This window comes from Amycolatopsis thailandensis (assembly GCF_002234405.1).
In the GTDB taxonomy this organism is placed as follows: Bacteria; Actinomycetota; Actinomycetes; order Mycobacteriales; family Pseudonocardiaceae; genus Amycolatopsis; species Amycolatopsis thailandensis.
On sequence record NZ_NMQT01000020.1, the window covers coordinates 79,896 to 98,851 of the forward strand.

General features: G+C 68.9%; 15 protein-coding genes and 1 riboswitch. Of the genes, 14 read left to right on the forward strand and 1 reads right to left on the reverse strand.

Features of this window, described 5'->3' with window-relative positions; genetic code table 11:
* Positions 1-203 precede the first annotated feature (203 nt).
* A complete protein-coding gene (aspS, locus tag CFP71_RS06480) occupies positions 204-1,457 on the forward strand; it encodes an aspartate--tRNA(Asn) ligase (RefSeq protein WP_167406017.1) in 1,254 nt (417 codons plus the stop codon).
* Positions 1,458-1,509: 52 nt separating this feature from the next.
* Here the strand turns inward: aspS and CFP71_RS06485 are convergent, their stop codons facing one another.
* A complete protein-coding gene (locus tag CFP71_RS06485) occupies positions 1,510-2,034 on the reverse strand; it encodes a YflT domain-containing protein (RefSeq protein WP_093932914.1) in 525 nt (174 codons plus the stop codon).
* A gap of 228 nt (positions 2,035-2,262) precedes the next feature.
* Here CFP71_RS06485 and CFP71_RS06490 point away from each other — a divergent pair, with 228 nt between their 5' ends.
* The 13 genes from CFP71_RS06490 (at position 2,263) to CFP71_RS06550 (ending at position 18,765) form a co-directional block, all read left to right on the forward strand.
* Positions 2,263-3,627, forward strand: coding sequence for a glutamine synthetase family protein (locus CFP71_RS06490; protein ID WP_208635895.1), 1,365 nt, complete (start codon positions 2,263-2,265; stop codon positions 3,625-3,627).
* A complete protein-coding gene (locus tag CFP71_RS06495) occupies positions 3,608-4,321 on the forward strand; it encodes a gamma-glutamyl-gamma-aminobutyrate hydrolase family protein (protein ID WP_093932916.1) in 714 nt (237 codons plus the stop codon). Before CFP71_RS06490 ends, CFP71_RS06495 begins: the two co-directional genes overlap by 20 nt.
* Positions 4,318-5,682, forward strand: coding sequence for an aldehyde dehydrogenase family protein (locus CFP71_RS06500; protein WP_093932917.1), 1,365 nt, complete (start codon positions 4,318-4,320; stop codon positions 5,680-5,682). Before CFP71_RS06495 ends, CFP71_RS06500 begins: the two co-directional genes overlap by 4 nt.
* Positions 5,683-6,450, forward strand: a complete 768-nt coding sequence (locus tag CFP71_RS06505; RefSeq protein ID WP_093932918.1) for a 3-oxoacyl-ACP reductase — start codon at positions 5,683-5,685, stop codon at positions 6,448-6,450.
* Positions 6,451-6,953: 503 nt separating this feature from the next.
* On the forward strand, positions 6,954-7,328 hold the full coding sequence (locus CFP71_RS06510; RefSeq protein WP_005160450.1) for a four-helix bundle copper-binding protein: 375 nt from the start codon (positions 6,954-6,956) through the stop codon (positions 7,326-7,328).
* Positions 7,329-7,728: 400 nt separating this feature from the next.
* Positions 7,729-7,833: riboswitch (glycine riboswitch) on the forward strand.
* Between the two features lie 43 nt (positions 7,834-7,876).
* The gene (gcvP, locus tag CFP71_RS06515) at positions 7,877-10,708 is read left to right on the forward strand and encodes an aminomethyl-transferring glycine dehydrogenase (protein ID WP_093932919.1); all 2,832 of its coding nucleotides are present in this window, start codon (positions 7,877-7,879) and stop codon (positions 10,706-10,708) included.
* An 8-nt stretch (positions 10,709-10,716) separates the two neighbouring features.
* On the forward strand, positions 10,717-11,808 hold the full coding sequence (gene gcvT / locus CFP71_RS06520) for a glycine cleavage system aminomethyltransferase GcvT (protein ID WP_093932920.1): 1,092 nt from the start codon (positions 10,717-10,719) through the stop codon (positions 11,806-11,808).
* Positions 11,809-11,825: 17 nt separating this feature from the next.
* Complete coding sequence (gene gcvH / locus CFP71_RS06525; protein WP_020630726.1) at positions 11,826-12,203, forward strand: glycine cleavage system protein GcvH; 378 nt, start codon at positions 11,826-11,828, stop codon at positions 12,201-12,203.
* Between the two features lies 1 nt (position 12,204).
* Entirely contained in the window at positions 12,205-13,473 is a 1,269-nt protein-coding gene (glyA, locus tag CFP71_RS06530; protein WP_093932921.1) for a serine hydroxymethyltransferase, read from the forward strand.
* Complete coding sequence (lipA, locus tag CFP71_RS06535; protein WP_093932922.1) at positions 13,470-14,471, forward strand: lipoyl synthase; 1,002 nt, start codon at positions 13,470-13,472, stop codon at positions 14,469-14,471. The genes glyA and lipA overlap by 4 nt, the downstream gene beginning before the upstream one ends.
* Positions 14,472-14,487: 16 nt before the next feature.
* On the forward strand, positions 14,488-15,861 hold the full coding sequence (locus CFP71_RS06540; RefSeq protein ID WP_093932923.1) for an L-serine ammonia-lyase: 1,374 nt from the start codon (positions 14,488-14,490) through the stop codon (positions 15,859-15,861).
* 79 nt (positions 15,862-15,940) lie between these two features.
* Positions 15,941-16,663, forward strand: coding sequence for a FadR/GntR family transcriptional regulator (locus tag CFP71_RS06545; RefSeq protein WP_093932924.1), 723 nt, complete (start codon positions 15,941-15,943; stop codon positions 16,661-16,663).
* A gap of 143 nt (positions 16,664-16,806) precedes the next feature.
* On the forward strand, positions 16,807-18,765 hold the full coding sequence (locus CFP71_RS06550; protein ID WP_093932925.1) for a transglycosylase domain-containing protein: 1,959 nt from the start codon (positions 16,807-16,809) through the stop codon (positions 18,763-18,765).
* Positions 18,766-18,956 lie beyond the last annotated feature (191 nt).

Consider the following 18,956-nt stretch of genomic DNA (forward strand, 5'->3'; position numbering starts at 1 on the left):
AAGCGGCCTCGCGCCCTTCGGTGAAGACCCTCCCGAGTGCGGGGAGGAACGGCGTCCGCGCCCCATGCCCCGCCGTCCGGCCCTCGTCACCGGGCCTTCGAGGCCGCCGCTCGTCCAGGGCGGCGGCGAAAGTGCGGTGGTACCGCGAGTTCCCTTCTCGCCCGCACTCCCAAGGGGTCGCGCATATCCGTACAGGAGTTGTGATGATCTCGCGTGTCCTCGTCGCCGACCTGCCCCGGCACGTCGGCGGCCATGTCCGCGTCGCCGGCTGGGTGCATCGCCGGCGCCGCTTGAAATCCGTCACCTTCCTGGTGATCCGGGACCGAACCGGGCTCGCCCAGGTCGTTCTCACCGAACCCGGTGGCCCGCCGGAGGAGACCGTGGTCGAGGTCGAAGGCCTCGTCACCGTCAATCCGCAGGCGCCGGGCGGCCTGGAACTCACCGGGCCGTCGGTCGGGCTGCTGTCCGAACCCGCCGAGCCGCCGCCGTTCGACCTCTACCGGCCCACGGTGCAGGCCACTTTGCCCACGGTGCTGGACAACGCCGCCGTCGCGCTGCGGCATCCGCGGCTGAAGGAGGCGTTCACGGTCGCGGCGGCGAGCGTCGCCGGGTTCCGGTCGGCGCTCGACGGCCTCGGATTCACCGAAACCCAGACGCCCAAGATCGTCTCGTCGGCCACCGAATCCGGCGCGAACGTCTTCGGCATCGACTACTTCGGGAAGCGGGCCTTCCTGGCGCAGTCCCCGCAGTTCTACAAGCAAGCGCTGACCGGGGTGTTCGAGCGGGTCTACGAGATCGGCCCGGTGTTCCGCGCCGAACCGCACGACACCGCGCGGCATCTCGCGCAGTACACCAGCCTCGATGCCGAACTCGGCTTCATCGACGACCACCACGACGTGATGGCGGTCCTGAGGGAAGCGATCGCGGGTATGGCCGCCGCCGTCCCTTCGGCGGAAGTGGTGGTGCCGGAGGAAATCCCGGAGATCCACTTCGCGGCGGCGCAGGAGCTGATCGCGCGGCTGTCCGGCGAGGACCCGCGCGGTGAGCCCGACCTCGCGCCCGCGCACGAGCGGCTGCTTTCGGACTGGGCGCGGCGCGAACACGGCTCGGAATTCCTGTTCGTCACCGGCTATCCGATGGCGAAGCGGCCGTTCTACACGCATCCGGACCCGGAGCGGCCCGAGTACTCCAACAGTTTCGACCTGCTCTTCCGCGGGCTGGAGCTGGTGACCGGGGGCCAGCGGCTGCACCGGCACGCGGACTACGTCGCCGCGCTGGCCGCTCGCGGGGAGTCCGCCGAGCCGTACCGGGACTACCTGGCCGTGTTCGCGCACGGGATGCCGCCGCACGGCGGGTTCGCGCTCGGTCTCGAACGGTGGACGGCCCGGCTGCTCGGGCTGCCGAACGTCCGGCAGGCGACGCTTTTCCCGCGTGACCTGCACCGCCTGACCCCGTGAAAGCCGCGAGCCGGCACCTCCCGAAGAGGTGCCGGCTCGCGCGGGGTGAGGCTCAGTGGTTGAACGCGCTCCTGGCGGCCAGGTCGGCCAGCAGGGCGCGGCCCTTCTCGGCGTTGCGCGGCTGGGCCAGGACGTCGTAGCGCCGGGCGACCAGCTGGCTCTGCGAGATGAACCCGCGCTTGTTCTTCGACGACGCATATCCCAGCGCGCCGAACAGCAGGTTGAACCCGATACCGCCGACGAGGCCGACGAGGATCGGCACCAGTCCGGCGCCCGGGTTCAGCAGGCTCAGCACGAGGCCGAGGAACACACCGAACATCGCGCCCGACAGTGCCGAGCTGGTGAGCACCTTGCTCCAGCCCATGCGTCCGGCGATCCGCTCGACGAGGATCGGTTCGACACCGACGATGGTGACGTCGGTGATCGGGAAGTCCGTTCCCGCGAGGTGGTCGACCGCACGCTGCGCTTCGGAGTACGACTCGTAGGAGCCGATCGGCCACCCGCTGGGCAGCGTCGGGAGCTGAGCCCGCCCCTGGGGCTCGGTGAACGTGGTCTGCTGCGTGAATGCCTGTGTCATTCCTTCTCCCCTCTCTTGATCCGTACAACGTCCCGGATGCGCGGATCTCCTCCCGATGCGGCGGGATTCACAGCATCTTCTCAGCCGGGCATCACAGACAATCCGCCCAGGGACCGGCTACGGTCCGAAATGGGTAACGAATCAGACCATTAGCCGAGTTGACCGCGTCCGGCTGACCCGGTAGGAAGAACCCGCAAAGGTACCGCTTCGAACCTTTAGGTGAGGCTGATGGCGAACAGGCGCGGGATGCTCACGCTGGATCGGCTCCGGGAACTGGTCGAGGACGGCACCGTCGACACGGTGCTGGTGGCGATCACCGACATGCAGGGCAGGCTGCAGGGCAAGCGCTGCGCCGCCGAATACTTCCTCAACGAGGTCGTCGAGCACGCCACCGAAGCGTGCAACTACCTGCTCGCCGTCGATGTCGACATGAACACCGTGGACGGCTACGCGATGTCGTCCTGGGAAACTGGTTACGGCGACTTCGTCATGCGCCCGGACTTCGACACGCTGCGCCTGCTCCCGTGGCAGGAGGGCACCGCGCTCGTCCTCGCCGACCTCGAACGGGTGCAGGGCGGAGCCGTCGCCCCTTCGCCCCGCCAGATCCTTCGCGGACAGCTCGACAGGCTGGCCGAGCGCGGTCTCGCCGCCTTCGTCGGCACCGAGCTGGAGTTCATCGTCTTCGACGACACCTTCGAGTCGGCCTGGGACAAGCGGTACCAGGACCTGCGTCCGGCCAACCAGTACAACGTCGACTATTCGATGCTCGGCACCTCGCGGATCGAGCCGCTGCTGCGCCGGATCCGCAACGACATGGGCGGCGCGGGGCTGTACGTCGAGTCGGCCAAGGGCGAATGCAACCCCGGCCAGCACGAGATCGCGTTCCGCTACGCCGACGCCCTGACCACCTGCGACAACCACAGCGTCTACAAGACCGGGTCCAAGGAGATCGCCGCGCAGGAGGGCAAGAGCCTCACGTTCATGGCGAAGTACAACGAACGCGAGGGCAACTCCTGCCACATCCACATCAGCCTGCGCTCGGCCGCGGGCGAGCCCGTCCTGGCCGGTGACGGTCCCGGCGGGTTCTCCCCGCTGATGGAGCACTTCCTCGCCGGGCAGCTCGCCGGGCTGCGCGAGCTGACCTATTTCTTCGCGCCGAACATCAACTCCTACAAGCGTTTCGTCCCCGGGAGCTTCGCGCCGACGGCCGTCGCGTGGGGCACCGACAACCGCACGTGCGCGCTGCGCGTCGTCGGGCACGGGGACTCGCTGCGCACCGAGAACCGCGTCCCCGGCGGCGACGTGAACCCGTATCTCGCGGTGGCCGCGCTGATCGCGGCAGGGTTGCACGGCATCGAGAACGAGCTGAAGCTGGAGCCGGAGTTCCACGGCAACGCCTACGGCTCGGACAAACCGACCGTGCCGACGACCTTGCGCGAGTCCGCGGCCTTGCTGGACCGGAGCGAACTCGCCAGGACAGCGTTCGGGGACGAGGTCGTCGACCACTACCTGAACGCGGCGAAGGTCGAGCTCACCGCGTACGACGCCGCCGTCACCGACTGGGAGAGGATCCGTGGCTTCGAACGGCTCTGAACCACTGATCGGGCTCACCTCTTATCTGGAGCCCGCGAAGTTCCTGGTGTGGGAGACCGAAGTGGCGCTGCTCCACCGTGTCTACGTCGACGGGATCGTCGCGGCGGGCGGGGTCCCGGTCCTGCTGCCGCCGGTGAGCGGCGCGCACGATCGGCTGGTGTCCGCCGTGGACGGTCTCGTGCTGGTCGGCGGCGCCGACGTCGACCCGGCGCGCTACGGCCAGGAGCAGCACGCGACGACGTACACGAGGCCGAACCGGGACGCGTTCGAGTTCGGGCTGCTGCGGTCCGCTTTGTCCGCCCGCAAACCGGTGCTCGGGGTGTGCCGGGGACTTCAGGTGCTCAGTGTCGCGTTCGGCGGGACACTCGCCCAGCACCTGCCGGACACTTTGGACAGTGCCGATCACCAGCCCGCGCCCGCGACCTTCGGCACCACTACGGTGACCCTTGCCGAGGGCAGCCGGGTGGCGTCGATCCTCGGCACCGAGACCAAGGTGCCGTGTTACCACCATCAGGCCATCGACAGGCTCGGCGACGGGCTGGTCGCGACGGGCTGGGCCGCCGACGGGACCATCGAGGCGGCCGAACTGCCCGGCGACCGCTTCGTACTCGGCGTCCAATGGCACCCCGAACAGAATCCCGACGACATCAGGCTTTTCGAAGCGCTGGTTAAAGCTGCGAAGGAGAACGGATGACCACGTTCGAGGTGATCAACCCCGCCACCGAGGAGGTGGTGAGGTCGGTCGGGCTGACCTCGGCCGAGGAGACCGACGCGGCGATCGCCCGCGCGCACGCGGCGTTCCCCGCCTGGCGCGCGGTGGCTCCCGGCGACCGGGCGCGGCTGCTGCGCCGGTTCGCCGACGCCGTCGACGCCGACATCGAGAACCTCGCCCAGCTGGAGGTCGTCAACGCGGGGCACACGATCGGCAACGCGCGCTGGGAGGCGGGCAACGTCCGCGACGTGCTGACGTACTACTCGGCGTCACCCGAGCGATTGAGCGGCAAGCAGATCCCGGTCCCTGGTGGCGTGAACATGACGTTCCACGAGCCGCTCGGCGTGGTCGGCGTGATCGTGCCGTGGAACTTCCCGATGCCCATCGCGGGCTGGGGGTTCGCGCCCGCGCTCGCCGCCGGGAACACCGTCGTGCTCAAACCCGCCGAACTCACCCCGCTGACCGCGATCCGGCTCGGCGAGCTCGCCCGCGAGGCCGGGATCCCTTCGGGCGTCTTCCAGGTGCTTCCGGGCAAGGGATCCGTGGTGGGACAACGGTTCGTGGACCACCCGGCGGTGCGGAAGGTGGTCTTCACCGGCTCCACCGAGGTCGGCAAGCAGATCATGGCGGGCTGCGCCGCGCAGGTGAAGCGGGTGACCCTGGAACTCGGCGGCAAGAACGCGAACATCGTCTTCGCCGACGCCGACCTGGAGAAGGCCGCGGCCACCGCGCCGTACGGCGTGTTCGACAACGCCGGGCAGGACTGCTGCGCGCGGTCGCTGATCCTGGTCCAGTCGAATGTGTACGAGAAGTTCATGGAGCTGCTGGAACCCGCGGTGAACGGCGTCGTCGTCGGGGATCCGCGGCTGGAGGTGACCGAGATGGGCCCGCTGATCTCGGCGGGCCACCACGCGAAGGTGTCGTCCTATGTGGACGACTCCGCGCCGGTCGCCTTCCGGGGCAACGCGCCCGTCGGCCCCGGATACTGGTTCGCGCCGACCGTCGTCACCCCGCCGGACCTGCGGCATCCGCTGGCCTCGGACGAGATCTTCGGCCCGGTCGTCGCGGTGGTCCCGTTCGCCGACGAGACGGACGCCGTCACCATGGCCAACCAGACCGAGTACGGCCTGTCCGGCTCGATCTGGACCCGCGACGTCGGCCGCGCCTTCCGCGTCGCGCGCGGCGTCGAAGCGGGGAACCTTTCGGTGAACTCGCACTCGTCCGTCCGGTACTGGACGCCGTTCGGCGGGTTCAAGCAGTCCGGGCTGGGCCGCGAGCTCGGGCCGGACGCTGTCGACGCCTTCACCGAGACCAAAAACGTCTTTATCAGCACGGAGGATTAAATGGTGCAGCGTTTCGAAGGCCGTGTCGCGGTCATCACCGGCGGCAGCAGCGGCATCGGTCTCGCCACCGCTCGGCGACTGGCGAGTGAAGGCGCGAAGGTCGTCATCGGCGACATCTCCGCCGAGGCGGGCAAGGCGGCGGCCGACGAGGTCGGCGGCTTGTTCGTGCAGGCCGACGTCACCGACGCCGACCAGGTCGAAGCCCTGTTCCAGACCACTGTGGACACCTTCGGCTCGGTCGACGTGGCGTTCAACAACGCCGGCATCTCCCCGCCCGAGGACGACTCGATCCTCACCACCGGCATCGACGCCTGGGAGAAGGTGCAGAAGGTCAACCTGACCTCGGTGTACCTGTGCTGCAAGGCGGTGCTGCCGCATATGCGACGCCAGGGGAAGGGCTCGATCATCAACACGGCGTCGTTCGTCGCGGTGATGGGCGCGGCGACGTCGCAGATCTCCTACACCGCGTCCAAGGGCGGGGTGCTGGCGATGAGCCGTGAGCTGGGCGTGCAGTTCGCGCGGGAGAACATCCGGGTCAACGCGCTGTGCCCGGGTCCGGTGAACACGCCGCTGCTGAAGGAACTGTTCGCGAAGGACCCCGAGCGGGCCGCGCGGCGGCTGGTGCACGTGCCGGTCGGGCGGTTCGCGGAGCCGGAGGAGATCGCGGGCGCCGTCGCCTTCCTGGCCAGCGACGACGCCTCGTTCATCACCGCTTCGCAGTTCCTGGTGGACGGCGGCATCTCGGGCGCCTACGTCACCCCCCTCTGACCCCCGTCGCATTTCGTCCTCTGAATGCGTTTTGCCTGGTCGCGAAGTCCGTGAAGGCCTCCTTGAGGGACCCAGAGTCCCTCAAGGAGGCCTTCACGGACCAGCACCGATGTGGCCTGGGGCGGCTTCGAGTACGTGAAGGCCCCCCTTCACTCGGCTCAGCCGAGGAAAAGGGGCCTTCACGCGGCAACGCTGTGGCGCTTGGTGACGTTGAGGTAGTTGGGGCGAGCGCTCTGTCGGTGAAGGCCTCCTTCACTACTCTCAAGGTAGGGAAGGAGGCCTTCACGGACTGGGGTGGCCGCCGTACTCGGCCCCGGGGTCCGAAAGACGCTTTCCTCTCGTCTCACGCGGTGAAGGCTCCTTTCAGCCCGTGCCCGGGTCTCTGCTTGCGGGGACTTGCGGGCGAGCCGTCACTCGTCCCGGTGGCCGGGATGGCGGCCCGCTGACCTGCGCTGTAGTCCTGAGAGCGCGAAGCATCCAGGACCACCGAGGAGGCCCCGAGAATGACCCGGCAGATGAGCACCGCCATGCGCGACTGCATCGACCTGTGCAACGAGTGCCACGTCAGGTGCGAGGAGATGATGACGCGCTGCATGGAGGTCGGCGGCGCCAAGCTCGGGATGATGATGGTGACCTGCGGCGACATGTCCCGCATGAGCGCCGACATGATGATGCGCTGCTCGGCCATGATCGCCGACCTCGAAATGATGCGCATGTGCGCGAAGACGTGCGGCCTGGCCTCCCAGATGATGCGCATGTGCGCCCAGGAGTGCGCCAGGACCGGCGACCCCGAACTGGCCGAGGCCGCCGACATGATGATGCGCTGCGCCGAGCTCTGCGGCACCATCACCGCCGAGATGATGATGGAGAACGCGTAACTCGCGTGCTCAAGCCCGTAACTCGCGTGATCAGGCCCGTGACTCGCGTGCTTGGACCCGGAACTCGTGATCAGAGCCGTGACTCACGAGTTCCGCCTCCAATCACGCGAGTCACGCCTTCAATCAAGCGAGTCACGGCTTCCAACACGCGAGTCACGGCTTCAGTCACGCGAGTTCCGGCTTCGATCACGCGAGTCCCGCCGGGCACGTCGAGTGTCCGCGCGAGCGGGACAAGTGACGTGCCCGGCTACAAGTAGACTTGCGCTGAACACGCCAGGTACGGTGTGCGCACAACTGCAGATCGGGCCGTCGAGCTGGAGCGGGAGAGCCCCCACGAACGTGGTGGGGCACCGAAGGAGCAAACTCCCCGGAATCTCTCAGGTACCCACTACCGCTTCCGCGAGGCCACTCTGGAAAGCAGGCGCGCAAGTGCGCCTCACCCAAGGTGAAAGCCGTCCTGTCCACGGGCGGTGAAACTCTCAGGTGCCATGACAGAGGGGGAGTTCCCAGCGCACCGGTCTATCCGGCGCCTGAGTAAAGGAGCTCCCTTGACCAGTACGTCCTTCGACGACCGGCACATCGGCCCCTCGGAGTCCGAGCAGGCCAAGATGCTCGCCGAGGTCGGTTACGGCAGTCTCGACGCCCTGGTGCAGGCCGCGGTGCCGTCCGCGATCCGCGTCACGCGTGACCTCGAACTTCCTCCCGCCGCGTCCGAAGAGGACGCCATCGCCGAGCTTCGCGCGCTCGCCGCGCTCAACAAGCCGATGACGCAGATGATCGGCCTCGGCTTCCACGACACGGTCACCCCGGCGGTCATCCGCCGCAACGTGCTGGAGAACCCGGCCTGGTACACGGCGTACACGCCGTATCAGCCGGAGATCTCGCAGGGCCGTCTCGAAGCCCTCCTCAACTTCCAGACCATGGTCTCCGAGCTGGCCGGTCTCGCCACCGCGAACGCCTCCCTGCTCGACGAGTCCACCGCCGTCGCCGAGGCCGTCATGCTGATGCGCCGCGCGTCGAAGGCGAAGTCCAACAAGGTCGTCCTCGACGCCGAGTGCCTGCCGCAGACCATCGCCGTCGTGCGCACCCGCGCCGAGGCCATGGGCGTCGAGGTCGAGGTCCGCGACCTGCTCACCGGCCTGCCGGAGGAGTTCTTCGGCGTCGTCGTCCAGTACCCGGGCGCTTCCGGCGTGCTGCGCGGCGCGGGCTTCTACTCCGCCATCTCCGAGACAGCGAAGGCCGCCGGCGCGCTGTACACCGTCGCCGCCGACCTGCTCGCCCTCACGCTGATCACCGCGCCGGGTGAGTTCGGCGCCGACATCGCCGCCGGCTCGACCCAGCGTTTCGGCGTCCCGCTCGGTTACGGCGGGCCGCACGCCGGGTACATGGCGGTCCGCGCCGGGCTCGAGCGCTCGCTGCCGGGCCGCCTCGTCGGGGTCTCGGTCGACGCCGACGGCAACCCCGCGTACCGCCTCGCCCTCCAGACCCGCGAGCAGCACATCCGCCGCGAGAAGGCGACCTCCAACATCTGCACCGCGCAGGTCCTGCCCGCCGTGCTCGCCGCGATGTACGCGGTCTACCACGGTCCGGACGGCCTCAAGCGCATCGCGACCCGCGTCCACGAGCTCGCCGCCGGGCTGGCCGACGCGCTGCGCACCGGCGGTGTCGAGGTCGTCCACGAGGGCTTCTTCGACACCGTCCTCGCCCGTATGCCCGGCCAGGCCGAAGCGGTCGTCGCGGTCGCGCGCGAGAACGGGATCAACCTCGGCCCGGTCGACGCCGACCACGTCCGCATCGCCGTCGACGAGGTCACCACGCCCGCGATCATCGCCAAGGTCCTCAACGCGTTCGGCGTCGAGAACCAGGCCGAAGGCACCCAGGCGCTGCCCACCGGCCTCGGCCGCCAGAGCGACTACCTCACCCACGAGGTCTTCCACTCGCACCGCTCCGAGACCGCGATGCTGCGCTACCTGCGGAGCCTTTCGGACCTCGACTACGCGCTCGACCGCGGCATGATCCCGCTCGGCTCCTGCACGATGAAGCTCAACGCCACCACCGAGATGGAGCCGATCAGCTGGCGCGAGTTCGCGGGCATCCACCCGTTCGCCCCCGCCGACCAGGCCGAGGGCTACCACGTGCTGGTCGAGCAGCTGGCTGGCTGGCTGGCCGAGGTCACCGGCTACGACAAGGTGTCGCTTCAGCCGAACGCGGGCAGCCAGGGCGAGCTCGCCGGCCTGCTCGCGATCCGCGCGTACCACCGCGCCAACGGTCAGGCCGAGCGTGAGGTCTGCCTGATCCCGTCGTCCGCGCACGGCACGAACGCCGCCTCCGCGATCATGGCCGGGATGCGCGTCGTCGTGGTCAAGTGCACCGCCGAAGGCAACGTCGACCTCGAAGACCTGCGCGCCAAGGTCGACGCCAACCGCGACACCCTGTCCGCGATCATGGTGACGTACCCGTCCACGCACGGTGTTTACGAGCACGGCATCGACGAGCTGGCCAAGATCGTCCACGACGCGGGCGGCCAGGTCTACGTCGACGGCGCGAACCTCAACGCGCTGCTTGGCCTGGCCAAGCCGGGCGAGTTCGGCGGCGACGTCTCGCACCTGAACCTGCACAAGACCTTCTGCATCCCGCACGGTGGCGGCGGCCCCGGCGTCGGCCCGGTCGCGGTCCGCGCGCACCTCGCGCCGTACCTGCCGAACCACCCGCTGCTGGAGAAGGCCGGCCCCGAAACGGGTGTCGGCCCGATCAGCGCCGCCCCGTACGGCTCGGCGTCGATCCTGCCGATCTCCTGGGCGTACGTCCGCATGATGGGCGCCGGCGGGCTCACCGCCGCGACCCAGGTCGCCGTCCTCGCGGCGAACTATGTGGCCAAGCGCCTCAACCAGCACTACCCGGTGCTCTACACCGGCCAGGACGGCCTGGTCGCGCACGAGTGCATCCTCGACCTGCGCGGGCTCACCAAGGAGACCGGCGTCAGCGTCGACGACGTCGCGAAGCGCCTGATCGACTACGGTTTCCACGCCCCGACAATGTCGTTCCCGGTCGCGGGCACGCTGATGGTCGAGCCGACCGAATCCGAGGACCTCGGCGAGATCGACCGCTTCATCGCGGCGATGATCGCCATCCGCGCGGAGATCGACGCCGTCGCGAAGGGCAAGTGGGCAGCGGACAACAGCCCGCTGCGCAACGCCCCGCACACCGCGGAAACCCTGGTCGGCGACTGGGACCTGCCGTATGACCGCGAACTGGCCGTGTACCCCGCCGGAGTGAACCGCAAGGCCAAGTACTGGCCCCCGGTGCGTCGCATCGACGGCGCCCGCGGGGACCGTAACCTCGTCTGCTCCTGCCCGCCGCTCAACGCCTACGAGAACTGAGGCACTTGATGTCGAAAGAGACGTCCCTGCACGGAGTCCACAAAGGACTGGGTGCGTTGTTCACCGACTTCGCGGGCTGGTCTATGCCGATCCGCTACAGCAGCGAGCTGGCGGAGCACAAAGCGGTCCGCGAGACCGCGGGCCTGTTCGACCTGTCCCACATGGCCGAGATCGAGGTGACCGGCCCGCAGGCCGCCGACACCCTCGACTTCGCGCTGGTCGGCAACCTGTCCGGGGTCAAGCCGGGCCGGGCGCGCTACACGATGATCTGCGACGAGAACGGCGGCGTGCTGGACGACCTGGTCGTCTACCGCCTCGAAGACGAGAAGTTCCTGGTCGTGGCCAACGCGGGCAACGCCGCCGTGGTCGCGGAGGCGCTGGCCGAGCGGGTCTCCGGGTTCGACGCCGTCGTCGACAACAAGTCCGAGGACGTCGCGCTGATCGCCGTCCAGGGCCCGAAGGCCGTCGAGATCCTGGGCGCCGTCACCGACGCCGACCTGGGCGCGCTCAAGTACTACGCGAGCGTCCCGGCCGTCGTGAAGGGTCACGACGTCCTGCTCGCCCGCACCGGCTACACCGGCGAAGACGGCTTCGAGCTGTACGTCCCGGCCGGTGAGGCCCCCGCCGTCTGGCGCATCCTCACCGAGGCCGGCGAGCCGCACGGCCTGCTCCCGGCCGGTCTCGCCTGCCGCGACACGCTGCGCCTCGAAGCCGGAATGCCGTTGTACGGCAACGAGCTCAGCCTCCAGCTGAGCCCGTTCGAGGCCGGTCTCGGCCGCGTCGTCAAGTTCGAGAAGCCGAACGACTTCGTCGGCAAGGCCGCGCTCGAAGAGCTGTCCAAGAAGGACGTTCCCCGGGTTCGTGTCGGGCTCAAGGGCGCCGGCCGCCGCGCGCCGCGCCACGGCTACACCGTCCTGTCCGGCGAGACCGAGATCGGCGAGGTCACCAGCGGTGCCCTGTCGCCGACCCTGGGCTACCCGATCGCCATGGCCTATGTGGACCGGGAGCACTCCGAGCCCGGCACCGAGCTTTCCGTCGACATCCGGGGCCGGATCGAGCCCGTCGAGGTCGTCGCCCTGCCCTTCTACTCCCGCGCCTGAAAGGCCCTTGAACGACCATGAGCATCCCCCAGGAACTGAAGTACACGAAGGAACACGAGTGGCTGAACGTCGTCGACGGCGTCGCCACCGTGGGCATCACCGCCTTCGCCGCCGAGTCGCTCGGTGACATCGTGTTCGTCCAGCTCCCCTCGGTCGGCGACACCGTCACCGCGGGCGAAGTGTTCGGCGAGGTCGAGTCGACCAAGTCGGTCAGCGAGCTGTACGCACCTGTGGACGGCGAGGTCGTCGAGGTGAACGAGGCCACAACGGACACCCCCGAGCTCATCAACTCGGACCCGTACGCCGAAGGATGGCTCCTGAAGGTGCGTCTGTCCGGCGACGTGCCCGCCCTGCTCGACGCCCAGGCGTACGCCGTCCTCACCCAGGAGAACTGAGATGTTCAACGCCGCCCTGTCCGACGTGGACCCCGAGGTCGCCACCGCCGTCGCGGCCGAACTCGACCGGCAGCAGTCGACCCTGGAGATGATCGCCTCGGAGAACTTCGCCCCGGTGGGCGTGCTCGAAGCGCAGGGTTCGGTGCTGACCAACAAATACGCCGAGGGCTACCCCGGCCGCCGCTACTACGGCGGTTGCGAGCACGTCGACGTCATCGAGCAGCTGGCGATCGACCGCGCGAAGGCCCTGTTCGGCGCCGAGCACGCCAACGTCCAGCCGCACTCGGGCGCGCAGGCCAACGCCGCCGCCATGGTCGCGGTGCTCAACCCCGGTGACACCATCCTCGGTCTCGACCTCGCCCACGGCGGTCACCTGACCCACGGGATGAAGATCAACTTCTCCGGCAAGCTCTACAACGTCGTCGCGTACCACGTCGACAAGGAGACCGGGATCGTCGACGTCGAGGAGATCGAGCGCCTCGCCAAGGAGCACAAGCCGAAGCTGATCATCGCCGGCTGGTCGGCGTACCCTCGTCAGCTCGACTTCGCCGAGTTCCGCCGCATCGCTGACGAGGTCGGCGCGAAGGTCATGGTCGACATGGCGCACTTCGCCGGTCTCGTCGCCGCCGGGCTGCACCCGAGCCCGGTGCCGTACGCCGACATCGTGACCACGACCACGCACAAGACCCTCGGCGGCCCGCGCGGCGGCATCATCCTGTCCCGTCAGGAGCTCGCCAAGAAGATCAACTCGGCGGTGTTCCCCGGCCAGCAGGGCGGTCCGCTGGAGCACGTCATCGCCGCCAAGGCCGTCGCGCTCAAGATCGCCGCGAGCGAGGAGTTCCGCGAGCGTCAGCAGCGTGTGCTCGAAGGCGCGAAGATCCTGGCCGACCGCCTTTCGCGCACGGACTGCTCCGAAGCGGGCGTCCGCGTGCTGACCGGCGGCACCGACGTGCACCTGGTGCTCGTCGACCTGGTCAACTCCACTTTGGACGGTCAGCAGGCCGAGGACCGGCTGCACTCGGTCGGTATCACGGTCAACCGCAACGCCGTCCCGTTCGACCCGCGCCCGCCGATGATCACCTCAGGCCTGCGGATCGGCACCCCGGCGCTGGCCACCCGCGGCTTCGGTGCCGAGGACTTCGCCGAGGTCGCCGACATCATCGCCGAGGCGCTGCGCCCGGACTTCGACGAGGCCCTGCGCCAGTCGCTGTCCGCCCGGGTCGAGCTGCTGGCCAAGAAGCACCCGCTGTACGCGGACCTCAACCGATGAGCGCGCTCCCCGAGGGGCGCAAACTTCTCCGGCTGGAAGTCCGCAACGCGCAGACCCCGATCGAGAAGAAGCCGCCGTGGATCAAGACCCGCGCGCGGATGGGCCCCGAGTTCACCGAGCTGAAGGGCCTGGTCAAGCGCGAAGGGCTCCACACCGTCTGCGAAGAAGCCGGGTGTCCCAACATCTACGAGTGCTGGGAAGACCGTGAGGCGACCTTCCTGATCGGTGGGGATCAGTGCACGCGGCGTTGTGACTTCTGTCAGATCGATACGGGCAAGCCTGAGGCGCTGGACACGACCGAGCCCCGCAAGGTGGCGGAGTCAGTGCAGGCCATGGGGTTGCGCTATTCGACGGTGACCGGTGTGGCGCGTGACGACCTGGAGGACGGTGGTGCGTGGCTCTACGCGGAGACCGTCCGCCAGATCCACGCGCTGAACCCGGGTACCGGTGTCGAGTTGCTGATCCCGGACTTCAACGCCGACCCGGATCAGCTGGCCGAGGTGTTCGGTTCGCGGCCGGAGGTTTTGGCGCACAATGTGGAGACGGTGCCGCGGATTTTCAAGCGGATCCGTCCTGGTTTCCGGTACGCGCGGTCGCTGGAGGTCATCACGAAGGCCCGTGAGGCCGGTCTGGTGACGAAGTCGAACCTGATCCTCGGTATGGGTGAGACGCCGGAGGAGGTGGCTCCGGCGATGCAGGATCTGGTCGACGCGGGCTGCGAGATCCTCACGATCACCCAGTACCTGCGTCCGTCGCCGCGGCACCATCCGGTGGACCGGTGGGTCAAGCCCGAAGAGTTCGTCGAGCACTCGAAGGCCGCCGAAGCGATGGGATTCGCTGGTGTGATGGCCGGGCCGCTCGTACGCTCGTCGTATCGGGCCGGTCGCCTTTTCGCCCAGACCAAGGCTCACCGCGGCGAAGCGCTGTCGGAGAACTTGGCCCATCTCGCCGCCGAAGGGCCCGCGGCCCAAGAAGCCAGCTCCCTGCTGGCCAGATAGGAAGGAGGGCAGATCAATGGCGATCAGCGTCTTCGACCTGTTTTCGATCGGCATCGGCCCCTCCAGCTCCCACACGGTGGGCCCGATGCGCGCCGCCCTGACCTTTGTGGACGGTTTGGCCGCCGACGGCGACCTCGCCGCCACGACGCGGGTCCAGAGCGAGCTTTTCGGTTCGCTGGGCGCGACAGGGTTCGGGCACGGCAGCGACAAGGCCGTGCTGCTCGGGCTGTCCGGGGAGCGTCCGGAGGAGATCGACACCGACACGGTGCCCGGCAAGATCGCGGAGATCCGGGAGTCGTGCCTGCTGAAGGTGCGCGGTGAACACGAGATCGTGTTCACCGAGGACACCGACCTGACGATGCACCGGCGGAAGTCGTTGCCGGCGCACCCGAACGGGATGATCTTCCGCGCGTTCGACGCCGACGGGAAGGTGCTGCGCGAGCGCACCTACTACTCGGTCGGCGGCGGCTTCGTGCGCGACGAGTCCTATGAGACCGACACCGTCGTCGTCGAGGACTCGACGAAACTGGAGTTCCCGTTCCGCACCGGCGCGGATCTGCTGAAGCACTGCGAAGACACCGGGCTGTCGATCAGCGAGGTCATGCTGCGCAACGAACTCGCGTGGCGCACACGCGAGGAGATCCGCGAGGGGCTGCTGGAGATCTGGCAGGTCATGGTGGAGTGCGTGCGCAACGGCTGTGAGCACGAGGGCGTCCTGCCGGGCGGCCTGAAGGTGCCGCGGCGCGCGAAGGCGTTGCACGAGAAGCTGCTCGCGGAGGACGGCGTCGGCGATCCGCTGTACGCGATGGACTGGGTGAGCCTGTACGCGCTGGCGGTCAACGAGGAGAACGCCGCGGGCGGGCGGGTCGTCACCGCGCCGACCAACGGCGCCGCGGGGATCATCCCGGCGGTGCTGCACTACTACCAGCGGTTCATCCGGGGCTCGTCGGACGACGGCATCGTGACGTTCATGCTCACCGCGGGCGCGATCGGCTCGATCCTCAAGCAGACGGGCTCGATCTCGGGCGCCGAGGTCGGCTGCCAGGGCGAGGTCGGTTCGGCCAGCGCGATGGCCGCCGCCGGGCTCACCGAGGTCCTCGGCGGTTCGCCCGCGCAGGTGGAGAACGCCGCCGAGATCGGCGTCGAACACCACCTGGGGCTGACCTGCGACCCGGTCGGCGGGCTGGTGCAGATCCCGTGCATCGAGCGCAACGCGGTCGGCGCGTCGAAGGCGATCCACGCCGCGCGGATGGCGATGCGCGGCGACGGTTCGCACGTCGTGACGCTGGACAAGGCGATCAAGACGATGCGCGAGACCGGCGCCGACATGAGCGTGAAGTACAAGGAGACCGCGCGGGGCGGCCTGGCCGTCAACGTCATCGAGTGCTGACGGCCTGCATTTAGTCCTCTGGATGCGGTACCTGTGTGTGCATCCAGAGGACGAATCGCGGGCGGCCTAAACTCGAAGAGTGGAGTCGAGCACGGTCGCGAACGCGGGTGACGCGCTGTTCCGCCCGGTGCGCGCGGGCAACGCCTTCGAGGAGACCGTCGAAAGGCTGCTCCAGGCGATCCGGCTGGGCGTGGTGGGCGCGGGAGAGCGGCTGCCCTCCGAACGCGAGCTGGCCGAGCGGCTCGGGGTCAGCCGGGTGACGCTGCGCGAGGCGATCCGCGCGCTGGCCGACGCCGGTTACGTCGAGTCGAGGCGCGGGCGCTACGGCGGCACCTTCGTCAACGACGTCCTGCCCGACCCGCCCGCCGCCGACGGCCGGAACGTCGACAACGTCACCCTGGAGGACGCGCTCGGCCTGCGGCACGTCCTGGAGACCGGCGCCGCCGAGATGGCGGCGTCGCGGTCGCTCAGCCCGGCGGACAGGCAGCACCTGACCAGCACCCTCGCCGAGGCCGCGGCGGCCGACGTCGGCGACTACCGGCGCAAGGATTCGCGGCTGCACCTGGCGATCGCCGAGGTCACCGCGTCCGGCTCGCTGACCACGGCGATGGCCGACGCGCGGATGCGGGTCAACCAGCTGCTCGACATGATCCCGCTGCTGGAGCCGAACCTGGAGCACTCCAACGCCCAGCACGAGGCCATCGTCGACGCGATCCTCGCGGGTGACTCCGAGGCGGCCCGCCGGGCGATGGCCGAACACGTCGAAGGCACCGCTTCGCTGCTTCGCGCCTTCCTCGCCTGATCCCTTCGTCTCGCGTTTCGTCCTCTGGATGCGGTAGTTGGCGAGACGAACTACCGCATCCAGAGGACGAAACGCGGAGAGATGAGGACACGATTAGGTGATTTTCCCACAACCTTTTCACTCGTCCGGGCGTCTAAGCCGGTGTGGAGAACCCGGATGACGCGACCGCACCCGAGTCGGAGCCCACGGACACCCCTGCGCCGAAGCCGAAAAAGCGCAGGTGGCGCCGCATCGTCGCCTGGTCGCTCGGCCTCCTGATCGGCATCCCGGTGGTCGCGTTCGGGGTCGCGTACGTCCTGCTCGACGTCCGCAGTCCGCAGGATGTGCTCGCCGACCTCGACAAGACGGTCATCTTGCAGAACGCGGACGGTTCCGAGCTGCTCAAGGTGATCCCGACCGGGGGCGACCGGCAGTTCGTGCCCTACGACGCCGTCCCCGCGAAGCTGCGTGACGCGATCATCGCGACCGAGGACCCGACCTACTGGGAGAACGAAGGCTTCGACCCCACCGGAGTCGGCCGCGCGCTGGTGACCGGTGTCGGCGGCGGGTCGGGGATCACCCAGCAGTACATCAAGAAGTCCACCGGCAACGACGACGCCACCCTGCTCCGCAAGTTCTCCGAACTGGTGCTCGCCACGAAGATCACCCAGCAGCAGACCAAGAAGGAGATCTTCGAGAGTTACGTCAACATCATCTCGTTCGGCCGGGGCACCTACGGCCCGGCCTCGGCGATGAACGCCTACTTCGGCCGCAAGCTCGACGACTCGATGACCTGGAGCGAGGCCGCCTTCCTCGCCGGCATGATCCAGTCGCCGTCGGTGCACGACCCGTACGCCTCCTCCCACGAGCACGCCAGGAAACGCTGGGCCTACGTGATGAACAAGCTGGTCACGCGGGGTTATGTCAGCCAGGCCGAAGCAGTCACCCTGACCTACCCGGGGGACGCGATCCAGCCGCCGTCGGAGACCCGCGCCGGACGAGTCACCTACGAGCAGTACCACCTCAAGCAGCAGGTGCTCGCCGAGCTGGAACAGGTCGGCTACCCGCTGGACCGTCTCCGCGGCGGCGCGATGAAGGTCGAGACGACCATCGATCCGCGTGCCCAGGCCGACGCCGAGAAGGTCGTCAAGGAGCGGTTGCAGGGGCAGCCGGAGCACTTCCGCGCCTCGCTGGTCGCCGTCGAACCCGGGACCGGCGCCATCCGCGCCTACAACGGCGGCGGCTGGAGCGTGCACGACTACGCCGGCACCCCGTACGGCACCGGCTCGGTCTTCACCCCGTTCACGCTCGCCGCCGGTCTCGAACGCGGCGTCAACGTCGACGAGCCGCTCAAACCGCCGGGCAAGGTCGACTTCCTCGGCGAGACCTTCACTTTCCAGGACCAGTGCGGCGAGGCGGGCAAGTGCACGCTGCGCCAGGCGATCGGACGGGACGCGCAAGGCCCGTTCGTCGAGCTGGCGAAGAAGCTCGGCGCGGAAACCGTCCGGGACGGCGCCCGCGCGGCGGGGATCCCCGAAGCCGTCGACGGCGCGGTGACCCTGCGCGAGAAGGACGGCTTCCTGATCGGCCCGGGGATCGCGGTCGGCCGGTATCCCTTGCGTCCCAGCGACATGGCCGGCGCCTACGCGACCTTCGCCGCTGACGGCATGCGCGCCACCCCGCATCTGGTGTCGAAGATCCGGGGCGAGAACGGCGAAGTGGTGTGGGAACGCCCGTCGGACAAAGCACCCGCGTTCAAGGGCGACGAGGCGCTGAGCCGCCGGATCGCGGGCACGATCAGCCAGGTGCTGACCACCGGGCTGAAGGATCGACCGGCCGCGCTGAAGACCGGCGCCTTCCAGTACAACGAAACCGATGACAACGCCGGCGCCTGGGCGGTCGGGTACACGCCGCAGCTTTCGACGGCGGTCTGGGTCGGCTCGGACGAGCCGCGCCGGATGCGGGACGCCGCCGGGCAGAAGCTGACCGGCAAGACTCTCCCGGCCGAGATGTGGCAGCGCTTCATGAACGGCTTCCACCAAGGATTGCCTTCGCGGTGGCCGGTACTCGCCGGCCCCGCCGCACCCACCGAGACCGCCGCGGTACCGGGCCGCCCACGCTGACGGGTGTTCGTGAGTGGCGATTCGGGTCGGGCCTTCGCGGCGCGGCCTGACCCGGTCCGCGGGAGCCGATCGCGACCTCGACTGTCCACAGGGACACTCTTTGCGGCTGGACCACTGTCCCATGTGGACACTTGAGGCGTGACCGGCTCCGCCGGCCCCTGCAGTCCGTGAAGGCCTCCTTGAGGGACCCA